Origin of the sequence: Leptospira chreensis, from assembly GCF_016919165.1 — a bacterium.
Taxonomy (GTDB): Bacteria; Spirochaetota; Leptospiria; order Leptospirales; family Leptospiraceae; genus Leptospira_A; species Leptospira_A chreensis.
On record NZ_JAFFPS010000057.1, the window covers coordinates 171,245 to 191,026 of the forward strand.

Genomic DNA, 19,782 nt, shown 5'->3' on the forward strand with positions numbered 1-19,782 from the left:
CTACCGCCTAACCGGTAATATCCTCGTTCACATGAATGGTGAGTAAATCTTCGATGAGATAATCTTGGCCTGGGCCTTCTAATGGATAGTCCTTACGAAGAGGATGGCCTACAAAATTATCAGGCATAATGAGACGTTCCATCTGTGGATGGTTGGAGAATGAAATCCCCATCAAGTCATATACTTCTCTTTCCGGCCAATTGGCGGCAGGAAAAATCCCAGAGAGACTCGGAACATCTTCCCCTTCTCCCACAGGCACTCGGAGTTGCATACGAAAGTGTTTGTTTTTAGGAGAACGAAGTAAATAAACCACTTCGAACCTTGGTTCCCTTTTCCCAAGCCAATCCACGGAAGTGAGGTCATTCAGATAAGTAAAAGCAAACTCTGGATGATCCTTTAACGCCTGTACAACGGAAGGAAGGGCTTCCGCTTTAATGCTAAAATAAAGTAAATTCGTGTTTATGTCCCTTTGCGGGAGTAATACATCGGAAAACCGTGAGTTTAGGTATTCAGTAATTGTTTCTTTCATGCGACTACGAGAGGTTTGTTGCGTTCGTTGATTTCTTCGATCTTTCTCATCACTTCTTGTCGTCTTGCTTCCAATCCTTGGCTTTGGACTTTCTTCTGAAGTTTGACAAGGGCATCGAGAAGTGCTTCTGGTCTTGGAGGGCAACCAGGAACATAAACATCCACAGGAAGGATCCGGTCTACACCTTGTAACACACCGTAGGTGTGGAACATCCCACCAGAAGAAGCACAAGCACCCACAGAAATAACAAATTTGGGTTCCGCCAATTGGTCGTATATCTGGCGTAATACGGGAGCCATTTTATAAGTAATGGTTCCGAGTACTAAAATCATATCAGCTTGGCGCGGGGAAAAAGAAGGACGTTCCGCTCCGAAACGAGCAATATCATAATCAGCACAAGCGGTGCTCATGTATTCAATCCCGCAACATGCCGTTGCAAAAGGATACGGCCACAAAGAAAAACTTTGTCCCCACTGCACTACGTTATCGAGTGTTGCGACTTGGAACATATCTCCAAACATCTCGCCGGGTTTGGATAGTGTTTCTGTTAATCCCATTCCAGTGCTCCCTTTTTCCATATATAGTATAGACCCACAACAAGTATGAGTAAAAAGAAAAACATCTCCAAAAGGAAGAAAGTTCCAAGACCTGCTTCTTTGAAACTGATTAAGTTCACTGCCCAAGGGTATAAGAAGACGGCTTCTATATCGAAGAGAATGAAAAGAACCGCAACAAGGTAGAACTTGATGTTGAAGAGTCCTCTTGCATCACCGTAGTATGTCACCCCACATTCGAACGTGTCTTGGGGTTTCGATTTTTTCTTCGGGTTGAGAAGGAAGGCAAGTGATAAGATCAGAGCGGAAAAACCGACTCCGAGCAAAAGTTGTAAGAGGATTGGCGCAAAACTATCTGGTGCAGAACCCATTCCTTGAATGATCTCATCCTTATTTTGAATTGTCAAGACGAGATTCTTTTCGAGTGAGTTTTCTCAATTTAGATAAGAAAATGGCGGTTATTTGAGAATGGCTCTCAAAGGATTGCCGATCGCAATTTCTCTTGAGTCACTTTTCTCAACTCCTGAAAAAGAAAAGTAAGGAGACTTCGAAAGCGATTGGAAAAGGAAATTCACTGAAAAAAGTAACTGCCTTTCCCAATTCCAATCTACTAGCTTTGTCCCTGAAATCACTACCTGTCATTGGTTTCTCAGAACACAAACCGCATCTAAATGTAAGAACCAACCAGTATAGCCTATCCAACCCCAAACTTCTCGATCTTCCATATTAGAATCTTTGCATTTTATATAAACGAATATACGCTATAACGAACTATTCATCCGTAATAACGAAATCATCCTTGTCAGGATGCTCTCTGATTCCTTTGCTAAAAAGAAAGGAGTGAAACAGACTATGTTTACAGAAACGAGACCCAGTTACAACCCCTACGAAATTTCCAGAGAATCACATGAGATTTTGGAATCATTCTCCTCTTTGGTTCTTTCTCCCCCTTCTGGAGATTTTTTCCAAACCCGAGTGTTACGGCTCGCCCATGTTTTCCACCTATCAGCTGTTTGGATCGCAGAATGGAAAAAAGATACGTCCCAGTTCCAAACCTTAGCCTTGGTACATTTAGGGGATCTTTCGGCCACACAAAACCTACAATGGGAAAATTGCCCCTTGTTCTGAGGTGATCGAAACAAAAACTTACTACCACACCACAGACCTGGAAGAAGGTTATCCCGGATTTCAATCGGTGTTACCCATCAAAGGAAATCATTATTTAGGATATCCATTGAAATCCAGATCAGGAGAAGTCATCGGGGTTGTGGCGATTCTCAATCGCAAACATATCCCTCATCTGGACCGATTGATTCGAATTTTGGAATTACTCTCTGTACGAACTGCCCAGGAATTAGAAAGACGAAAATCAGATACATACATTTCCCATGCTATTGAATCTGTTTACGCACTGAGTTACGCTTTAAAAGAAATTCATAGACTCACAACTTCTCATTTTGATTCCATTGAAGATTTATTTTCCGGTTATCTCAAAACTGGATTGCAGTTGTTCCATTTTCCCGTGGGAATCATTAGCCAAATCAACCAAGATAAATATAAAATCGTACAGATAGAAGGTGACTCCAAAGAACTCAAAGCGGGAGAGACACTACGAATTGTTGATACGTTTTTTTCGAAAGCCAACCAAACAAAAAAAACAGAAGTGTATGAAGATATTTTTTCTTCAGAAGACAACCTACAAAAGACGGCGTTGTTTAAGGAATATGGATTTGTAAAGTCCATCGAGGTTCCCATTTTGATTGATGGGAAAGTGGAAGGATCTATTGGATTTTTTTCTGAAGAAATTGGAGGAATGCCTATCGAAAATCATTTTATCGAAGTGATTGAGGTGATGAGTAGGAGTATAGCCCATGAAATTGAAAAAAGAGAAGCAGCTGAAGAAATCAAAAGGATCAAACTCCACCAAGACGGGGATTATTATTTAACTTCCCTACTCGTAAAACCTTTAAGGGGAACGACCATTGAAAGTTCCAATGTTAAAATTGAATTTTTAACCAAACAGAAAAAGGAATTTTCCTTCCAAGGGAAACATGGAGAAATTGGAGGCGACCTTTGTGTAGCTCATACTGTCATCTTACGCGGAAAAAAACATACTGTATTTATCAACGCCGATGCCATGGGAAAATCTCTTCAGGGTGCCCCAGGAGCCCTTGTCCTCGGAGCTGTATTTCGATCCATCATCGAAAGAACAAAAAACAGAGAGGAATACCAAACCAAATATCCTGAACAGTGGTTACGCGAAGTATTCGATGAATTAAACAAAACTTTCGAAAGTTTTGATTATACTATGCTTGTTTCGTTAATTCTTGGTTTGGTGGAAGATGAGTCTGGATTATTATACTTTGTCAATGCAGAACATCCTCAATTAGTTTTATATAGAGATGGAATCGCAAGTTTTATCAAAACAAAATACAGTTACCTCAAAATCGGTGCCACCCTTCCTCAGGATCGGTTTGCCATCAATACCTTCCAATTACAAAAAGGGGACATTCTACTTGGTGGATCGGATGGAAAAGATGATATCTTGGTTCATGGTGCCTGCAGTGGAGACCATTTCCTAAATACAGATGAAACATTATTTTTAGAACATGTGAGAAGAAAAGAAGGAGAACTTTCAGGAATTGTTCGGTCCATCCAACAAACTGGTGACCTTACAGATGACTTATCCCTTTTCCGATTGGAATTCACTCCAGAATCAGAGCGGGAACCATTCACAAACGGTGAAGGATTAGAACATATTTCCCAGTTCAAACAAGAGATTCGAAAAGGGAATTTGAATGCGGCCCAAATTCTTTTGGAAAGTGCTTATGAACTAAACCATCGTAATTTGGAAGTATTACAAAGTTTGGTGAAGTTTCGAATTGCTAATCATGAATATGAACAAGCTGTCAAATACGGAGAAGAGTATTTGTCTTTAAAAGCAGATAGTAATCATATCCTCTTATCTTTATCATTTGCGTATCAAAAATTAGGAAAGATCAATAAGGCAATTGAATATTCGGAAAGACTCATCCTTCGGGAACCACAACACCTAAAGAACACAACCCATTTGGCAGTTCTCTATGGCAAAAAAGGAGACTTTGAAAAGGCTAAGGAATTTTTAAACTTTGCTATCGAATCCACAAATGATAAAACCCAATTAGAGAAATTGGAAAAATATATGACTCGAATTGAACATGTCTATGCCAAACAAAAGAAAAAAGTTTTACTGGAATGAGTTCAGAAACGAAGAAACGAGTTTAATAAAAGTATACAAAAGAATTTTATTTTGAATCGCCCCAAAGTTTTCGCAACTGGTCTTTTAAGTTTTTTTCCATTCCTTGGTTTGTGGGTTCATAGAACTGAGGTGGCGCGGGATAAAAGGAATCAGGAAAGTATTTTTCCCGAACAAAATGATCTGGATAGTCATGGGGATAATTATAATCTTTGCCAGCCCCTTCTTTCTTATGAGTGGCTGTGGGTGCATTTCGTAAATGGTTTGGGATTTGGAATTCTCTTTTTCTTTCCCGAACGAGTTGTAATGCTTTATCAATCGCCAAATAACTAGCATTAGACTTCGGAGCCGAAGCAAGGAAAGTAGTGCATTGTCCCAAAGGAATCCTTCCTTCTGGCATGCCTACTCGCTCTACTGCCTGCCAAGTAGCAATCGCAAGGGGAAGGGCATGGACACTGGCATTTCCCACATCTTCACTGGCAAAAATCACAAGTCGTCTGGCGATAAAAAGTGGATCTTCTCCCCCTTCAATCATCAAAGCTAAATAAAATAAAGCAGCATCCGGATCACTCCCGCGAAGGGATTTAATAAAAGCAGAGATGATATCATAATGGCTTTCACTATTCTTATCATAAAAGATAACATTCTCCCCTAAAATCTCAGCCAACTTAGTTTCTGTGATCTGATCTGTTTCTTCTGTGGCATTAAGAATTCGTTCCAAATACCCGAGGAGTTTTCTAGCATCTCCTGAACTTCTGCGGAAGAGTTCTTTCTTTAAATCCTCAGGAAAAGTTCGTTTGTGGTTTAGTTTGGCCAGACAAGATTCAAAGATAAAATTTTCATCTGCTTCAGAAAGAGAAGTGAGCCTGTAAACAAGCATTCGCGAAAGGAGGGCTTTATTCACACGAAAACTAGGGTTTTCTGTGGTCGCAGCGATTAAAATGATCTCCCCTTCTTCTACAGCAGAGAGAAGTGCATCTTGTTGTGAAGAAGAAAACCTATGGATCTCATCTAAAAACAAAACAATGGTTCCTCGGCGTTTGGCTTCATCCAAAACTTCTCGCACTTCTTTTAGACCACTCGTCACACAACTCAAATAACGTTTTTCCAAACTCCAAGTTTGTGTGAGAAGATGGGCCAAAGTGGTTTTCCCTGATCCCGGGGGACCGTAAAACAGAATGGAGGTGGGTTTCGGAATGGATTTGAGAGATTGGACTACTTGGTTTTGGCCCACAAACTCAGACCAATTTTTCGGTCGCACCGCATGGGCTAAGGGAACTTGTTTGTTTTGGGAAAAGAGGGAATCCACCTTAAGTTTTTTCCAGTTCTTTTTTTACGGCCATATAACAATTATATATGGTTTCATTACAAACATCACAACCAGAATTACAACAAATGAGTGACCGCTCCGACACCTTTCCATCTACCAAATTTTTAACAAAGGCAGCCGTTCTGTCCGGTAAAAAGAAAAACCTGACCTTCTCTAAGATCACTTCATCCACAGACCTTGGAAACAAACGTTCTTCTGACATCTATCCCCCCGTGATCCATCCCAGATACATGGCGTAAAAATAAACAGTGACTCGCACAAAACGAAATAGGGAACCAAGTAAAAACAAAGAATAACGCATCTTAAATGTTCCCACCGTATAAGCCATCCAAGAATACGGGATGGGTGTGAGAGCACTTAAAACCACGGCTCCAAATCCATATTTACGAAGGTAAGGAAGGAGTTTGTCTTCGTAATGCAAAACCATCTGTCTTCCCAAATGGAATTTCGGAATGAGATACAATCCAATAAAATAAGCGAGAGACCCACCGATGATACTTCCAATGGACATAGAAAGAATGGTGAATAACGGGTCCATTTCTCCAGTGATGGCAAGCATCAAGAAAGCATCGGGCGGAACAAAGGCAGGAAGGCTATCTGAAAAGATCATTCCAACAAAAAGCCCCCAATATCCAAAAATGCGAACAAAGTGTTCGCTAAATCCAAGAAGTTCTTTGCGAAAGAAAAAGGCCAATCCGAAAACAATCACAAGCACAAGAACAATAGAAAGGATGGTTTGGAAGATGAGGTTGCGAAGGTTGATGGAAGTTTCTTTTTCTTTTGTCATAAAAATCTGATTTTAACTTTCGTTAGGTTTGCCTACTGAGGAAATGATAACCTTTAAGCTCCATTTTCTTTTCGAATGAGAATTCGGTTGGTTCGGATCCAATCTTCTACTTTGGTAATGGATTCTTTGATGAGCGTATCCAAACTGTTTCGTTCTTCGGAATTAAAATTTTGCAAAACAAAATCTGCCACTTCCATCCCACCCTTTTCTGGTTTCCCTACACCAAACCGCAATCGGTGAAAGTCTTGAGAACCCAGTTTTGCGACTATATCCTTTAGTCCGTTGTGGCCCGCCGTTCCGCCGCCAATTTTATTTTTTATCTTACCAAAAGGTAGATCCACTTCATCTTGGATCACAAGAATTTGTGAGGGAGGGATTTTATATAAATTGGCAAGGGTTTGTGTGGCTTTCCCAGAAAGATTCATAAATTCCATGGGTTTGAGAAGGTGAATTTTGTCCCCTTCCCCTGTATATGTGGTATCTAAATATTTTTTTGAATCTTTAAACGAAACACTGAAACTTGCAGCCAGTGCATCAAGAATCATAAAACCAATGTTATGGCGTGTGTTTTTGTATTTATCCCCTGGATTTCCAAGGCCAACAATGAGAAAATGAATCATACGTTTCCGAGTAAAATATGTAACAATCGTTCCGTGGCTTTAACGGCAGCCACTTGTTGGTCAGAGTCGATTCCTATCGTGCGGATGGGATGGGTATCTCCCTCCCCTTTCCCAGTAATGCCAGGTTCGACAAGGGCATTGGGATTGCCCCCGGGAGGAATCCTCACTTCATAGTCATAAAGTTTGGGAATTTGAATATTCAATTCTTTTAAAATTTTACCAAGGGCATTCATAAAGGCATCGTATCCACCATCACCAAATCCACTGGCTTCAAAATACTTTCCTTGGTAATTGACCTTTACTTCGGCTTTGGGTTTCACACCAATTCCACTGGTCACAGTGCAGGTTTCGATCCGGAAACTGGCTTCCAAATTTTCCCCAGTAATGTCAGAGATGATATAAGGTAAATCTTCTTTGGTGACGGTCTTATTTTGATCCCCCAGTTCAATCACTCGTTCCAAAACTTTTTTTTCAATTTCGGGTGAAAGAACCATTCCCAACTGCTTTAAGTTCTCTGTGATACTGGCCTTACCAGCTAACTTCCCTAATGCGTATACTCGGGATCGCCCAAACCTTTCTGGCAAAATGGGATTGGCATATAAATTTCCTTTTTTGTCACCATCAGCATGAACCCCTGCTGTTTGTGTGAAAACATCTTCCCCCACAATTGGACGATTGTCTGAAATTCGTTTGCCGGAAAAAACTTCCACAAGCCTTGAGGCATTGGTGATTTCTCTTTCGACAACGGAAGTTCGATATTTTGTTTTGTCATGCAAAGCCGTGACCACAGCTTCTAAGGGTGAGTTTCCGGCCCTTTCCCCCAGTCCATTCACAGCCACATGAAGGCCACGAACCCCAGCCTCTACGGCTTCCAAACAATTGGCAACGGCCAAATCATAATCATTATGGCCATGAAACTCAAACCAAAGTTTGGGGAATTCTTTTACTAAGTCAGTGATAGCAGTTCGCACTTCTCGGGGTGACAATACACCGAGTGTATCAGCTAAATAAAATCGGCTGACAGGAAATTTGGAGACAACACTCAAATATTCTAAAACATAATCGCGGGAATGAGTGTATCCATTGGACCAATCTTCTAAATAAACATTCACTGTAATTCCTGCGGCCGCAGCGTATTCTACAGTTTTTTGGATGTCAGAGAAATGTTCTGTTGGAGTTTTTCGTAGTTGGTTTGTTAGATGATTGAGTGACCCTTTTGTCAAAAGGTTAAGGACTCGAACTCCCGTTCCCTTCATCCATTCTACGGTTTTATCATAATCAACAAATCCTAAAATTTCAATCCGGTTCTGAAGCCCTTCCGACTTGGCCCAATCTACAATTTTTTTTACAGCTTCAAATTCACCGGGAGATACACGAGCACTGGCGATTTCCACTCGATCGGTTTTTAAGTCTTTTAATAGATGTTTGGTGATATTGAGTTTTTGCTGCCAAGAAAAAGACACACCATTGGTTTGTTCCCCGTCTCGCAAAGTGACGTCCAGGATTTCTATAGAATGGTTTAATTCAGTCATGATTTCAATCGTTTGATGTATTCTTTGGACGGAGCGAGAATTTCCACAATCGTTGCGCCCGGGTTGGACCGAAACATCGGATCGGTCTCCACTAATTTCAGAAAATCGCAAGTCGCTACGTAGTCAATCGCCATTCGCCGAAGGATTCCTTCGCCAATTCCATGTAAGATCTCTACATAGGATTCCCCGTCCATAAAAGCATCATGGAGTTCCCGCTCGAGTTTGATACGAGCTTCTTCAAATCGGAGTTTGCGGATGTAGATGGTACGCACCTTAAGTCCAGAAAATGGGACTTAGGTCAAATTGCAACAGAAACGAACGGCATCTAGTAGTTCTCTGGTATTCCAAGGTTTGGAAAAAATAGCGTAGGTTTTTGCCTCTTCTTTGACACGGTTGATGGCATCGCGATCAGCATGACCCGAGATGAGGATGGACTTAATTTGTGGGTATTTTTGGTGAACCTGGATGAGAAACTCATCGCCCCGCATTCCCGGCATGAGCCAATCCGACAGGATGAGAATGACTTCCACTCCCGAACTACAAAGATCATCGATGACTTCCATTGCTTCTTCGGGATTTTGGGCAGTTTCGTACGTGTAACTCCCACCAATCTCGCGTTTTAGTTCTTGTACGAGGGAAAGAAGAAGAATAGGCTCGTCATCCACACATAGGATTGCGTTTTTCTCATGTTGTAGCTGCGTAATATTCAATCTCTTTCCCCTTCTTGTGCTTTTGGCAAATAAACTCTAAATTCCGTACCCATATCATCTGACGAAAATTCTATGGTACCCTTCATTTTTTCTACGATTTGTTTACAAATGTCAAGCCCAAGCCCAATGCCTTCGCCATGTTTTTTTGTAGTGAAAAAAGGTAAGAAGATCTTATCGTGAATTTCAGGGGCAATCCCTTTTCCTGTATCATGGATAGCAGTGATCACAAAATTTGTATTGGAAGTCACAGAGATTTTTATTTTTCCCTTATAGTCCATTGCTTGTAAGGCATTGTTAATGAGATTGATCCAAACTTGATTGAGTTTATCTCTTTCCGCCAAACAATAATCAGCTGTTGTATAAAACTTGGTAATTTCCACATCGTTTTTAATTTTTGTTTGGTATAAGGTAAGAATAGAATCGAGTTCTGTAGGGATATGAACATTTTGAAAATTTGTTTCTGTTTCCGAACGATCAGTGTATAAATAATGTTTGAGTGCATTCACAACATGAGAGGCTTTTTCTGTAGCTGTTTGTACAATATAAACCAAACGATACAAACTCCCCAAAATAAGTACGTTTTGTAATATAATTCCAGACTTTGGTTTTTTCAAAATTTTTAAAAGTGGATCTTCTAATTGTAAAATACCAAGAGAAGTCAAATCTTCAATGATCTCTTCTGGATTTTCGATTTGATGGGAATTTAAAATTCCCAATCGTTCTTTTTTTTCCGCACGACTGAGTAAACCGGAATTACGAGAACCAAAAGATACACCCATCTGTAATAGGTGACGAAAGTCTTCTCTTTCCGAAAGATTCAAAGATTCTAAAAAATCAGGAATATTGATAATAAAATTTTTAATGAATACTGAAATAACCCGCACACTGGATGTAATCGCACCCAGGGGAGTATTCAATACAAGAGTGATCCCAGCAGCAAATTGACCGAGAGCAGCCAATTTTTCGCTCATAAGAAGTTGGGTTTGTGTTTTATGTAAATCGATTAGGATTTTTTCTTTTGTCTCAATCATCTCGACAAGACTACGATTGCTTTCGATGAGAGCTTCCGTCCTTTGCCCAATTTTTTCTTCTAAATTAGAATTGGTTTCCATCACCAAACGTTGGCTTTCTTCCACACGTTTGAAACTTTGTTTGAGCTCCGAAGACATAAAACGTAAGGCTTCTGACAGGTCTTTGAGTTCGGCAATCATACTCTCACCCACCGGAATGTCCCAATCACCGCGAGCGAGTGATTTCGATGCTTTGGCAAAAGAGAGGACAGGTCTTGTCACAAACTCTGCAACCACAATGGCCAGGACCAAACTGAGAAGAATCGCCCAAGCAAAAACCATAGCCGATTCACTATTTCCGGAAATCACGCCACTCAAATAAAAAGAATATGGAAACAAAGTAATGAGGTATGTTTTTTCTTTTAAGTTAGGATGGGTATAGATGGTGACCATCGCATTCCAGTTCTCGCGAGAGAGTGGTTTTCTTGTGAGTATGGCAAGACTATCTGTTTTTTCTGAAGTATTAATTTCGTTACCGAGTTTCTTTAGTTCCACTCTGACTGTTTCGAGTAATCTTGTTTTACCAACCTCAGAAGATAAAGAGGCCAATGGATTCAAATGTTCATCCAGTAAAAATACACGACCATGAGTATTAACTTTGGAAACATCCAGAACTTCAATGAGTCCAGGCGTATCATAACTTTTTTTAGAAGAGATGGCTATCTCAGATAAATACCGATCCAAACTCAGGTTGATATTTTTGGACCATTGTCTATGTAAAACTTCCACCATCTGGTAGGCAGACCCTTCTGCATTTTTTAATGTTACGTAAGCGGTGACACCCACCAAAAATAAAACCAAACAGACGAAAGGTGTCACTATGAAAAGTTGTAACGAAATACCTGTCCGTATTTCTAAGTCGGGTTGTAAGGTTTCGAATTCGTCTGGTCCCGACTTCCAAATGGTGATTGGTTCTGAAAGGGTGACTTCTTTGACTTGGTCTGGAACCTCAGCCCAAAAAAATCCCAACCTTCTTACCAGCGGGAAAACAAACACCATGGCGAAAGGAGCTAAAATCCAAGTGATTCCCGTTGTGAATAGTAGGGCCGAACTAATTGTATGGTAAGAGATTTCGGCACCAAATTGTTCCGAACACAAATACCCCCACAAAAAAGGTTCGAGGATCAAAAACAAAATTACAAATAAAAGATAATACACCCATATGCGAAACTTACGAAAGTCAGGTGACTTACCTATCATTTGGTAGGACAACCAAAACAAACTGGGATTGATAAAGTAACCGGGTAACCAGTCCCAGAGAAATTCGGGAGGGACTCCTTCAATCAAATCGGAAAGTCCGTAAGCAAAGGGCACAGCAAGGAGAGCCGGGTATCCAAAAAAATTCAAACAAAGAAAAACAGAGAGGTCTTTGAGACTTTCAAGGGTTTGTGCTCCCGGGATGAGGACAATGGAACTCCCCAAATACCCAGTCAGAAAGATGGAAACAAAGGTGATGAGAAACCAGTAGAAACTAGTTAAGTTCCAATTCCAAACCTCACGAGAAATGCGAAATGTTTTTCCGTTTCGAAAGGTAAATCCAGTGAATGCAAATATCGAAATGATAGATCCGAGTAAAAAAGAGAACCGGCCCCAAACCTCCAAAATGGGTAATGGGATGTTGGAAACAAGATGTTCGATCCAAACAATGATCTCGGCCATAGCCCGTGAATCGTAGCGAACTAGGGTTCTAAGTAAAGCAAAATCTTTTTTACCTTAGAAGCGAGGGACGAGGGGAATTCCGTATCCAAAGTGGAAAGAGTGACCCACTTACTTTCTACACCAAATTTCTTTGTCAGGCCTTCTATCCGGTCCTTTTCTTTCAATCGAGAACGGAGAACAGAAAAAACCATCTTATGATGGGTGATGGTATGTTTGAATTGGCCGATTGGTTTGGAATCTGGATCCGACAATGTTTCTCTTAAGGACAAAAAGAACGGTGTGGGTTCGTAAGCATCCCCGGGAATTTCTCCGGTAAATCCATAAGGCAAATGGAACATCTCCTTTAAAAAACGCATTTTTGGTTCCCGAACGAGGAGGATGGACTCCTTGTAAAAAAGAACCCATATCTCTGCGATCAGTTGGATCTGTTTTTTGTCCTTTTCTCGAAGAGGGATCTCACTTGTCTTTTGGTGGATCCTCGCAAAACAAGAATCAGTCAAGGGGCATAACAGGCATTTCGGAGATTCCGGCAAACAAAGGGTGGCCCCTAGTTCCATCATGGCTTGGTTATGATCCCCGGGATGGTCTGTATTTAAAAATCCATCGGCTTTCTTTTGTAAGTCGCTGTCTGCTTTGGAACCAAGAATGTTTTCCGTATAACCATAATAACGAGAGAGAACTCGTTTGACGTTCCCATCCAAAACAGCCAAAGGTAAGTCATAGGCTATGGACAGGATGGCACGTGCAGTATAGTTTCCAATTCCCGGAAGTTGCAAAACCGAATTTAGATCTTTGGGAAAGGATCCATTATAATTTTGTACAATAAAAATGGCGGCTTTTCTGATATTGCGAGCCCGACTGTAATACCCAAGTCCTTTCCAATGGGCAAGGACCTCATCTTCTGAGGCAGAGGCTAAGGCTTCGGGCGTGGGAAATCGTTTGATAAAGGATTCATACAAAGGCAACATCGCATTAACGCGCGTTTGCTGAAGCATCACTTCAGAAATCCAAATTGGATATGCTTGTTTTTTCTTTCGAAACGGGAGGTCCCTTTTATGAATTTGGTACCAATCGTGTAGTTTTTTTTGCGGGATCAAGTTTCCGAATCTTGTATGCTGTATCTGAGGTAGGTATTACAACTCCCCTCTTCTGTGTAGCGGACGAGATCGTAGTCCAAACGTGTGGAACGGAAGAATTTGGAATGAGCCAACCTTTCGCGAATTTCTTGGCGGATATGGTCACGAGCTTCCTGGCGTTTGTCGTAATAGGCTGGGGAAAGGATTTCACTTTTATAAGACAAACTCCCCTCTCGGTAGATTGCCACTGTGACCTGCACCCGGTATTTTCGCTGTAATCCTTGTTTTACTTCAGTATTCATCGTTTAAGAACTCAGGTATTCTTCCTAAATAGATTTTCGGTCTGGGAGAGAGGGAAATTGAAACCAACGGATTTTTTTCATACTGCTTGCCCAAAAATTCGAATTTAATTTCCTAGATAATGAGAACATAAGATTCAAATGAGCACCAAATATAACGAATCGCCATTTTTCTACAAAAGACGTCCTACCCGAGAAGTGATGGTGGGAGGTGTGGGAATTGGAGGAAAAAATCCAATTCGTATCCAATCCATGATTACATCTAACACAAGAGATACGGATGCAAGTATACAACAAATTGCTGACTTAGAAAGAGCTGGTTCCGAAATTGTTCGCCTAACAGTTCCCAGTCAAGCCGATGCAGATAATTTGCCAGAGATTCGAAAAAGAATGAAAGAACTTGGTCTCAAAGTCCCTCTAGTGGCAGACATTCATTTCACTCCGCAAGTGGCACTAAAATGCGTAGAATGGGTGGAGAAGGTGCGAATCAATCCAGGCAATTTTGCAGACAAAAAGAAATTTGAAATCATAGAATATACAGACAAAGATTATAACGAAGAATTAGAAAGAATCGAAGAAGTTTTCACACCCCTTGTTTTACGTTCTAAAGAACTAGGTGTTGCTATGCGGATAGGAACCAATCACGGAAGCCTTTCTGATCGGATCATGAACCGGTTTGGGGACACTCCCCTCGGTATGGTGGAATCTGCATTGGAATTCATCCGCATTGCCGAAAGAAATTCTTACAAAGATATTGTAGTTTCCATGAAGGCTTCTAACCCACAAGTGATGATCCAAGCCTATCGTATGTTAGTTTCCCGGTTTTATGATTTGGGAATGGACTATCCTTTACATTTAGGTGTCACTGAGGCCGGGGACGGAAAAGACGGAAGGATTAAATCTGCGATTGGAATTGGAAGTTTACTCGAAGACGGACTTGGGGACACCATCCGTGTGTCTCTCACAGAAGATGCAATTTATGAAATCCCCGTTGCCAAAGAACTCGTTCGTAAATACAACGAAAGTTTTCTAAAAGAAATCCATACACAATCGACAACACAAACTTCGAACGCCGAGGATCAGCTTTCCCTTTCAAAAGACGCATCATCAAAAAACAAGGAAACTATCTATACCGAGTTTCGTGATCCTTTCCAATACTCGAGATTCTATTCCAAAGAATTAAATCTAGGGGATACAAAACTCGGAGACAGCTCCCCCGTTCGTATCGAAATTAGTTTTCCTTTTTTTGGATCCGAATCCGCAGAAGAAGTTTTAAACCTTATCCAAAGAGAAACCAAGTCGGGCCGCATTCCCGAACTCCTCCATTTCAAAATTGATTCCGAGTTGGATTTGATTTCTCTCGGAACCATGGCGAGGCGAGGATCTTTTCCTTTGCCAGTTTCCGTGGAACTTTCCAAAGAGTTAACCTATCAATATGATAGTTTGGCAGAAGACCTCTACCGCATCCAAAAATGGGTCATTAGCCCTGATATTTTTTTTAAGGAATCAGAAGAATCCTGGGATGATCTTTTGGATTTTGTCACACGTTTTGCCAAAGACAAACGAACTGTGGAATGGAGTATCGACGCCAAAGACATCCACCTAACAGAAAAAATCGTTAGGGAATCCCAAAAACGAAAGATAGAAAACCTTATCTTTTCTGTTAAAAATGGGGATTTACTGACTGTTCGAAAACTAGCTTTTCATTTACGGGAATCAGACTATCCCATCGCCCTTGTCACCCACACAGGTGACAAAGAATCACTGCTTTACGAATCTTCCATCCAAGTGGGTGGAAGTCTCCTGGACGGAATCGGAGATCTGGTTCGTTTATCATACGGGGACGGGGAACCCGAAGAATCGCTCATTCTCAGTTTCGATATTTTGCAAGCCACAAGACTTCGCCTAACAAAGACAGAGTATATATCTTGTCCCTCTTGTGGTCGCACCATGTTTGATTTACAGTCCACAACTGCCATGATCAAAAAAAGAACGGGGCATCTGAAAGGTGTGAAAATTGCGGTGATGGGTTGTATAGTCAACGGCCCGGGGGAGATGGCAGATGCCGATTTTGGGTATGTAGGTGCCGGAATTGGTAAGGTTCATCTCTACAAAGGGAAAGAAATTGTAAAAAAAGGTGTCTCGGAAGGAGAAGCCGCTGACCAACTCATTGACCTCATTCGTGAAAATGGAATGTGGAGCGATCCCGAATAAAAAGTAGTTCCCCTCCTTCCACGGATGTGAACCATTTCCACCGTGGAAGAAAAAGAAACGAAAGAAATCCTGACAAGGATTCAGTCTATGGAGAGAGAACTTTCTTTATTAAAAGAAAGAGTTCTCTCTCTCACAAGTCCCCAAACTCCGAAACAGTCCACCCCGCCTGTTTCCAAACCGGTTGCCGTAGAATACCACCAAACAGAAGTTCCATTAAACGATGGACCCAACTGGTTCGTCCAATGGATCGGCGAAAATCTGTTTGTAAAGCTCGGAGTGCTCTCACTTCTACTTGCATCCATTTGGTTTTTCTATTTAGCCATTGAAGAGTATTGGATCAATGAATCAGTCCGTATTTGGATCGGCCTTGTTTTAGCCATTCCCATCCTTATCTATGGATATAGGGTTCGAAAATCAAGACCCTATCTTTCCCCAAGCTTTATGGGACTCGGGATTGCCGTCCTCTTCTCTGCTTATTACTCTGGGTATTTGTGGTATGATTTGTACTCTACAGAAACCTGTTTTGTGGGTCTACTCATCCTCAGTTTGACAGCGGTGGCCATTGCCCATGCACAAAAAAGTGAAGTGTTATTTGGATTTGCCTCTCTAGGTGCTTTTCTTGTCCCACTCCTTCTTTCCACAGGTCAAAACTCCTACCCATTTTTATTCACATATTTACTCTTATGGAATGTTCTATTCTTTTGGGTGAGAAAGGATACGGGTTGGAAAGTCATCCCCCTTCTCCTCCTTGCGGCAAACCACCTTATCTTTGTTGGTTGGGCCAATGATAACTTGGTAGATGCCAAACCTTTTTTTCCGATCAGTTTCCAATTGGGTGTTTTTGTTTTATTTTTACTAAGAGAGTTTAAAACATTAGAAACTACAAAATCCAAGGAACCGATTCTAACACTCATTACCATTGGTTCTACCTTAGCACTCGGATTCATCCAATCCTTTTGGGCTTTCTCGGTATTCTATCCAATCGCCAAACCATTTTTACTCACTCTCCTACTCATTCTATTTTATGGATTGTATGAACGCTCCCTCAGACGAACAGAGCTTAGTTTAGAGAAGAAAAAACTCTATGATCTGATTGGACTTTTTGGCCTCCCTTTCATTGTCAGTTTGATTGTGATCGGAACCTCTGGAAAACTTTTGGCTTTTAGCCTGATCAGTTTTGCATTTCTTGTCACGGTGGCCTCAACCTATTCCAAACAACTTTATATGTACTGGGCGGCCTTTCCTGTTTGGTTTTTTGCTCTGTTCTATATCTTTGCCTTCACCTATCGTTCTCAAAACGAAATCCCATTCCTGAATGGAAGGTTTTTGGTTTTTGCTACAGGATCTGTGTATTTGCTACTTTCTTATCTCTATAGTAGAAAGTTTTCTGAGTTCTCTAAGGTCTTCTTGTATGCAGCCTATCCGTATTGGTTACTCGGAACCTTTGTAGAAATCTATCTCGGCTTCCCCGAAGAGAAACAGTTATTCCTCTACACACTCAGTTTGATTCTTTATGGACTCGTGGCTTTATCCATCGGATTTGGAAAAAAGATTCAATCTCTACGTTATGTAGGGTTCGGATCTTTGGCCCTTGTCATCATCAAATTCTATCTTTATGATTTTTGGAATTTGAGTTTAGGATACCGAATTTTAGCAGGTTTATTCTTAGGTGTGACTCTTATCGTCACGGGAAAATTCTACAATCATTTCAAAAAGGAAACAAAATGAAGACCAAACTTATACTACCCATTCTATTTTTTATTTCAATCACAACCCAAGTGACAAGCAGACCCCTTGCTGTTCAGAACTTTAAATATAAAAAAGATCTGAAGATCTCAGGGAATCTTTCTCCTAACGGTGTTGTAAAACTTATGTTAGATGAAGATTTCTACAAACATTCTTTTTATGGAGACTTGAGGCTCGCTTACAATGGGGAGATTGTTCCTTACCATATTCAAAATGCCGAGGAAATTTCGAAAAATACAGAAAAGGTAAAACCAGAACTTCTTTTTTCGAAAAAAGACGATTTAGAAATCTATGTATTGGAACTTCCGAAACTACCGGAAGGAATGAACTATACTAAACTTTCTGTATCCAGCGCCTATGACTATGAAACATCCATCACTTTAAAGTTAGGTGACAACCCTGATAATTTCATAGATTCAAAGACTGTTTTTCTCTATAAATATGGAAGCCAATCTTCTGGGGAAATTGACCTAGGTGGGACCAAACACCGTTTTCTTCGATTGGAAGCAGAGCCTGGTTCTGATTTAAAATTCCCAACAGCCCTTCGCGCCAAACAAAACAAAAATCTATATTATGAAAAATCGCATTCTGTACCAAATCCCATCCTTGCAGAAAACGATTGCCAGTTTTTGTTTCCCAACGAACCACAAGCAGCTTTTCAAATTCTGAAATTACAATTTGAAGAAGGGAATTGGGAACGAAGGATCACTGTTCGCGGTAAAATTGACAAAAAGGAATGGGATACTGTATTTGAAGGGACTGTGAGTCATAACAAAGCGGAAGGTCCATACACAGAAATTCCTCTTTCGCGCACGATTAGCTCTGAATTCGAAATTCGAATTTATGATGGAGAAAATGAAACACTGCACCTAACAAACGTAGTTTCTGTGCAACCACTCGAAGAAATCTATTTTTTTGCCAACGGGGACGGGAACAAAGACGGATACTCTCTCTACTATGGGAACCCTTACCAATGGCCAGCGAGTTTTGATTCCTACTCCTACCCGTCTAGTGATGAAATCAAAAGCGATGATATAAAATCAGGAACCCTCCTTGCGGAATCAGAAAACCCTGATTTTAGTTTCAGTATCCTATACCCACCTATCTCCGGTTATTTGGCATCTGGATTCTTTTATTTGGGTGTTGCCGCATTGTTATTTCTGTTATTTTCGATTCTAAAAACAAAACGTTCTGTGCTCGCAGAATCAGAATCTAAATAACATCAAGTCCAAATCTCACGGAGACAACTTTCTCCGTGAGAGAAAACTGAGATTCTATAAACCTCTCCTGAAAGAAGCGATTCCCTCTCCGATCCAATTGACTATGACTGCACGAGACTCTTCTTTTCCCAAGATTCCAAAATGGGATTCATCATGGAAAACCAGAGTGGAGGAAAAAGAGCAATGAGGATCATGACTTCATAACCAAAGGGCAATTGGGGAGCTTCTTCGAAATGGCGAAGGGTTTGGTAACGCCTTCCCGCATTGGCATGGTGGTCCGAGTGCCTTTGTAATTGGAACAAAAGCGCATTGGATACAAAGTAATTTTGATTCCAAGAATGGATTGGTAATACTTTTTCAAACCGACCATTAGAAACTTCGTTTCGCTTCAAACCATAATGTTCAATGTAATTTGTTAACTCCAAAAGTGAAAATGCAACGAATGATTGTAAAAGTAAAAATCCAAGTACATCCCAACGAATTCCTTTACTACTTAAGAATGATCCAAAGAAAACAAGACTCGTTAGGAAAAGAAGGGTGATGATCGAATACCAGATCATTTCATTTCTATAGTGTAAAATTCCCAGTCCTAATTTAGACAAACGCCTTTTCTCCAATTCCCAAGCAGATTTGTAGGCTCCAAAAACAGTCTGTGGATAAAACCTATAGAATGATTGGTTCTTTTTGGAAGACGCGGGATCATTCGGAGTGGAAACATGAGTATGATGGCCGCGATTGTGTTCTATATAAAAATGCATATAACACACTGTCATATAAATCATTTTGGATAGGAACTGTTCATACCGAGTATTTTTATGCCCCAGTTCATGACCCACAGTGATCCCGATCCCACCTGTAACAATTCCCACTGCAACGGCAAATAAAACAAACTCAAAGGTTGTATGCGGGTATGAAACAATTCGATAGACCGACCAAATGACAAATATTAGCTGAACGTAAGCCCAGGTTTGTGTCAGATAACGAAAATAGGAATCGTTTTGAAGATTCTGAAAACTTGTTTCGGTTGGATTGGATTTATCCCTTCCTAATATCAAATCCAACACTGGTAAAAGGATAAAAACTATTATGGGAACAATCAAATAAGATACTCCCCCCATCCCTTCAGCAATCACTGCTAAAATTGGCAAAACATAACAAAGTAAAAAACTAAGTCGTTTGGTGAGAGTCATAATCCTTTCTC

General features: G+C 40.7%; 19 protein-coding genes. 5 read left to right on the forward strand and 14 right to left on the reverse strand.

The genetic code is table 11. The features are described 5' to 3' along the window. Window positions 1–7 precede the first annotated feature (7 nt). Genes JWG41_RS15835 through JWG41_RS15845 form a run of 3 tightly spaced genes read right to left on the reverse strand, consistent with a single transcriptional unit; the run spans window position 8 to window position 1,454 of the window. The gene (locus tag JWG41_RS15835; protein WP_205270825.1) at window positions 8–529 is read right to left on the reverse strand and encodes an NADH-quinone oxidoreductase subunit C; all 522 of its coding nucleotides are present in this window, start codon (window positions 527–529) and stop codon (window positions 8–10) included. After that, complete coding sequence (locus tag JWG41_RS15840; RefSeq protein WP_205270824.1) at window positions 526–1,086, reverse strand: NADH-quinone oxidoreductase subunit B; 561 nt, start codon at window positions 1,084–1,086, stop codon at window positions 526–528. Before JWG41_RS15840 ends, JWG41_RS15835 begins: the two co-directional genes overlap by 4 nt. Then, a complete protein-coding gene (locus tag JWG41_RS15845) occupies window positions 1,077–1,454 on the reverse strand; it encodes an NADH-quinone oxidoreductase subunit A (RefSeq protein WP_205270874.1) in 378 nt (125 codons plus the stop codon). Before JWG41_RS15845 ends, JWG41_RS15840 begins: the two co-directional genes overlap by 10 nt. A 436-nt stretch (window positions 1,455–1,890) precedes the next feature. Between JWG41_RS15845 and JWG41_RS21015 the strand changes: the two genes are divergently transcribed. Together JWG41_RS21015 and JWG41_RS21260 are read left to right on the forward strand one after the other, a co-directional pair. Continuing rightward, a complete protein-coding gene (locus tag JWG41_RS21015) occupies window positions 1,891–2,211 on the forward strand; it encodes a type III-B CRISPR module-associated protein Cmr3 (RefSeq protein WP_232374046.1) in 321 nt (106 codons plus the stop codon). A gap of 1 nt (window position 2,212) precedes the next feature. After that, window positions 2,213–4,321 (forward strand): SpoIIE family protein phosphatase, encoded by a 2,109-nt coding sequence (locus JWG41_RS21260; protein ID WP_332461303.1) that lies wholly within the window; start codon window positions 2,213–2,215, stop codon window positions 4,319–4,321. Between the two features lie 46 nt (window positions 4,322–4,367). Here JWG41_RS21260 and JWG41_RS15855 read toward each other — a convergent pair whose 3' ends face one another. The 10 genes from JWG41_RS15855 to JWG41_RS15900 are packed head-to-tail and all read right to left on the reverse strand — an operon-like array spanning window position 4,368 to window position 13,404. Next, on the reverse strand, window positions 4,368–5,627 hold the full coding sequence (locus JWG41_RS15855) for a replication-associated recombination protein A (protein WP_205270823.1): 1,260 nt from the start codon (window positions 5,625–5,627) through the stop codon (window positions 4,368–4,370). A 1-nt stretch (window position 5,628) separates the two neighbouring features. Further along, entirely contained in the window at window positions 5,629–5,850 is a 222-nt protein-coding gene (locus JWG41_RS15860; protein ID WP_205270822.1) for a hypothetical protein, read from the reverse strand. Beyond that, on the reverse strand, window positions 5,851–6,435 hold the full coding sequence (locus JWG41_RS15865) for a YqaA family protein (protein WP_205270821.1): 585 nt from the start codon (window positions 6,433–6,435) through the stop codon (window positions 5,851–5,853). A 53-nt stretch (window positions 6,436–6,488) separates the two neighbouring features. Further along, window positions 6,489–7,055, reverse strand: coding sequence for an aminoacyl-tRNA hydrolase (gene pth, locus JWG41_RS15870; protein WP_205270820.1), 567 nt, complete (start codon window positions 7,053–7,055; stop codon window positions 6,489–6,491). Beyond that, window positions 7,052–8,587: a (R)-citramalate synthase CimA gene (cimA, locus tag JWG41_RS15875; RefSeq protein WP_205270857.1), complete on the reverse strand. Its 1,536-nt coding sequence runs from the start codon at window positions 8,585–8,587 to the stop codon at window positions 7,052–7,054. The genes pth and cimA overlap by 4 nt, the downstream gene beginning before the upstream one ends. Continuing rightward, entirely contained in the window at window positions 8,584–8,859 is a 276-nt protein-coding gene (locus tag JWG41_RS15880) for a Smr/MutS family protein (RefSeq protein WP_205270818.1), read from the reverse strand. The genes cimA and JWG41_RS15880 overlap by 4 nt, the downstream gene beginning before the upstream one ends. Before the next feature lie 21 nt (window positions 8,860–8,880). Next, a complete protein-coding gene (locus tag JWG41_RS15885; RefSeq protein ID WP_135632817.1) occupies window positions 8,881–9,297 on the reverse strand; it encodes a response regulator in 417 nt (138 codons plus the stop codon). Continuing rightward, on the reverse strand, window positions 9,294–12,026 hold the full coding sequence (locus JWG41_RS15890) for a sensor histidine kinase (protein WP_205270858.1): 2,733 nt from the start codon (window positions 12,024–12,026) through the stop codon (window positions 9,294–9,296). Before JWG41_RS15890 ends, JWG41_RS15885 begins: the two co-directional genes overlap by 4 nt. 20 nt (window positions 12,027–12,046) lie before the next feature. After that, the gene (mutY, locus tag JWG41_RS15895; RefSeq protein ID WP_205270817.1) at window positions 12,047–13,123 is read right to left on the reverse strand and encodes an A/G-specific adenine glycosylase; all 1,077 of its coding nucleotides are present in this window, start codon (window positions 13,121–13,123) and stop codon (window positions 12,047–12,049) included. Then, complete coding sequence (locus JWG41_RS15900; RefSeq protein WP_205270816.1) at window positions 13,120–13,404, reverse strand: hypothetical protein; 285 nt, start codon at window positions 13,402–13,404, stop codon at window positions 13,120–13,122. The genes mutY and JWG41_RS15900 overlap by 4 nt, the downstream gene beginning before the upstream one ends. 138 nt (window positions 13,405–13,542) lie before the next feature. On the opposite strand from JWG41_RS15900, the gene ispG reads away from it, so the two are divergent. The 3 genes from ispG to JWG41_RS15915 are packed head-to-tail and all read left to right on the forward strand — an operon-like array spanning window position 13,543 to window position 18,581. Further along, window positions 13,543–15,615: a (E)-4-hydroxy-3-methylbut-2-enyl-diphosphate synthase gene (gene ispG, locus JWG41_RS15905; RefSeq protein WP_205270815.1), complete on the forward strand. Its 2,073-nt coding sequence runs from the start codon at window positions 13,543–13,545 to the stop codon at window positions 15,613–15,615. Between the two features lie 42 nt (window positions 15,616–15,657). After that, complete coding sequence (locus JWG41_RS15910) at window positions 15,658–17,343, forward strand: DUF2339 domain-containing protein (protein ID WP_205270814.1); 1,686 nt, start codon at window positions 15,658–15,660, stop codon at window positions 17,341–17,343. Next, window positions 17,340–18,581: a hypothetical protein gene (locus JWG41_RS15915; protein ID WP_205270813.1), complete on the forward strand. Its 1,242-nt coding sequence runs from the start codon at window positions 17,340–17,342 to the stop codon at window positions 18,579–18,581. Before JWG41_RS15910 ends, JWG41_RS15915 begins: the two co-directional genes overlap by 4 nt. A 101-nt stretch (window positions 18,582–18,682) precedes the next feature. On the opposite strand, the gene JWG41_RS15920 is transcribed toward JWG41_RS15915, so the two are convergent. Then, a complete protein-coding gene (locus JWG41_RS15920; protein WP_205270812.1) occupies window positions 18,683–19,771 on the reverse strand; it encodes an alkane 1-monooxygenase in 1,089 nt (362 codons plus the stop codon). Between the last annotated feature and the right edge of the window lie 11 nt (window positions 19,772–19,782).

Excerpts from the sequence above, each read along its gene's own strand:
- JWG41_RS15835 (WP_205270825.1), bottom strand. The coding sequence starts at position 529 with ATGAAAGAAACAATTACTGAATACCTAAACTCACGGTTTTCCGATGTA.
- JWG41_RS15840 (WP_205270824.1), bottom strand. The coding sequence starts at position 1,086 with ATGGGATTAACAGAAACACTATCCAAACCCGGCGAGATGTTTGGAGAT.
- JWG41_RS15845 (WP_205270874.1), bottom strand. The coding sequence starts at position 1,454 with ATGGGTTCTGCACCAGATAGTTTTGCGCCAATCCTCTTACAACTTTTG.
- JWG41_RS21015 (WP_232374046.1), top strand. The coding sequence starts at position 1,891 with ATGCTCTCTGATTCCTTTGCTAAAAAGAAAGGAGTGAAACAGACTATG.
- JWG41_RS15860 (WP_205270822.1), bottom strand. The coding sequence starts at position 5,850 with ATGTCAGAAGAACGTTTGTTTCCAAGGTCTGTGGATGAAGTGATCTTA.
- JWG41_RS15865 (WP_205270821.1), bottom strand. The coding sequence starts at position 6,435 with ATGACAAAAGAAAAAGAAACTTCCATCAACCTTCGCAACCTCATCTTC.
- pth (WP_205270820.1), bottom strand. The coding sequence starts at position 7,055 with ATGATTCATTTTCTCATTGTTGGCCTTGGAAATCCAGGGGATAAATAC.
- cimA (WP_205270857.1), bottom strand. The coding sequence starts at position 8,587 with ATGACTGAATTAAACCATTCTATAGAAATCCTGGACGTCACTTTGCGA.
- JWG41_RS15890 (WP_205270858.1), bottom strand. The coding sequence starts at position 12,026 with ATGGCCGAGATCATTGTTTGGATCGAACATCTTGTTTCCAACATCCCA.
- JWG41_RS15900 (WP_205270816.1), bottom strand. The coding sequence starts at position 13,404 with ATGAATACTGAAGTAAAACAAGGATTACAGCGAAAATACCGGGTGCAG.
- ispG (WP_205270815.1), top strand. The coding sequence starts at position 13,543 with ATGAGCACCAAATATAACGAATCGCCATTTTTCTACAAAAGACGTCCT.
- JWG41_RS15915 (WP_205270813.1), top strand. The coding sequence starts at position 17,340 with ATGAAGACCAAACTTATACTACCCATTCTATTTTTTATTTCAATCACA.
- JWG41_RS15920 (WP_205270812.1), bottom strand. The coding sequence starts at position 19,771 with ATGACTCTCACCAAACGACTTAGTTTTTTACTTTGTTATGTTTTGCCA.